Below are 1,733 nucleotides of genomic sequence, written 5' to 3'. Positions count from 1 at the left end.
GACGGAAATGGAAACGTAGAAACCGCGACTCAAAAAGTAATTGTTAAAGACACTCAAAAGCCATCAATTACTTGCCCGTTGGCAGTTTCAGTTTTAGCAGATGCGAATTCATGCACTGCAACTGGAATTGTTTTAGGTACTCCGACAGTATCGGATAATTGCTCTGGAACTGTAACAGTGACGAATGATGCACCTTCAAGTTTCCCAGTCGGAAACACTACGGTGACATGGACAGCAACAGATACAGGAGGAAATACAGAGACTTGCACGCAAATCGTTCAAGTAATTGGTGAAATTACAGCAAATGATGATAGTGTTTCTTCATCAAATGGAATAGCTGGAGGAGTAGTTATTACCAATGTTTTTGATAATGATGTTTTAAATTGTGATAAAGTAAATAGAGGAGATATTGATGTTACAGTAAATGGTACTGTACCTTCAGTGTTAATTTTCAATACTGCAAATGGTGCTGTTTCAGTAAAACCGAATACACCAACGGGTACTTATACTTTTGATTATTCAATTTGTGAAATTGCTAATAGCGGAAATTGCAATACGGCTACGGTTAAAGTTGAAATTGTGAATGGCTTAGTTGCAGTTAAAGACGATTTCGGAACAAAAACTTCCGGATCGACAGCATCAGTAATCGGCAATGTTAAAACGAACGACACTTTAGACGGGGCATCTGTTACGTCCACTAATACAGTTGTGACTGTTGGCAGCGACGGGCCATTGAGCGTTGATGCAGACGGAGACGTTACCCTTGCTGCAAACACGCCAAGCGGAACTTACAGCATCACATACGAAATCTGCGAGAAGGATGCGAACCCTTCAAACTGCAAAACTGCAGCTGCGGAAGTTAAAGTTGAAAACGGTTTGATTGCAGTTAAAGACGATTTCGGAACAAAAACTTCCGGATCGACAGTATCAGTAATCGGCAATGTTAAAACGAACGACACTTTAGATGGAGCATCTGTTACATCCACAAACACTATTGTTACAATTGGCAGCAACGGTCCATTGAGCGTTGATGCAAGCGGAGACGTTACTCTGGCTGCAAACACGCCAAGCGGAACCTACAGCATCACATACGAGATCTGCGAGAAGGATGCGAACCCTTCAAACTGCAAAACCGCGGTTGCAGAGGTTAAGGTTGTAAATATAATAGACGCAATACTGGATACTATTACTCCAATTAATGGAAACATTGGCGGAACAACAATATCTCTAGTAGAAAACGATACACTAAACGGTAATAAAGTAGTAATTGGGACTAATTCAGGAGAAGTTACAATAAATATTGTTGGCACTTTACCGTCTGGATTAACGCTAAATACAAATGGAACTATTACAGTAGCTCCAAATACACCAAAAGGAAATTATAATATAGAATATATAATATGTGAAGTAGGTGCAGTTCCAGCAAACTGCGACTCGGTAACTATTACTGTTCCAGTTACGGCAGGGAATCTGGTTGCAAATGCAGATGAGATTCCATCAGTTTTAGGATCGGACGTTCCTCAGACATTAGGGAAAAATGTTTTTGAGAATGACACTAAAAACAATCAGCCATTAGATCCGGCAGATGTTACGCTTAAAACTACGACTGCAGATCCAAAAGGATATCTGACTGTTGATGCGGACGGAAACATTGTTTTAGGAGCAAATCCTCCAGCAGGAACTTATGAATTGACATATGAAATCTGCGAGAAACTGAATCCGGACAACTGCAG

At 40.5% G+C, this 1,733-nt stretch carries 1 protein-coding gene; it reads left to right on the top strand.

The window, feature by feature from the left end:
* Positions 1 to 1,733, top strand: a 1,733-nt coding sequence (locus tag JC605_RS01125) for an HYR domain-containing protein (RefSeq protein ID WP_198854491.1), incomplete at both ends; no start/stop codon positions are given.

It is taken from the genome of Flavobacterium sp. IB48 (assembly GCF_016405855.1).
Classification (GTDB): Bacteria; Bacteroidota; Bacteroidia; order Flavobacteriales; family Flavobacteriaceae; genus Flavobacterium; species Flavobacterium ginsengisoli.
This window is presented reverse-complemented; position numbering and strand designations above follow the sequence as displayed.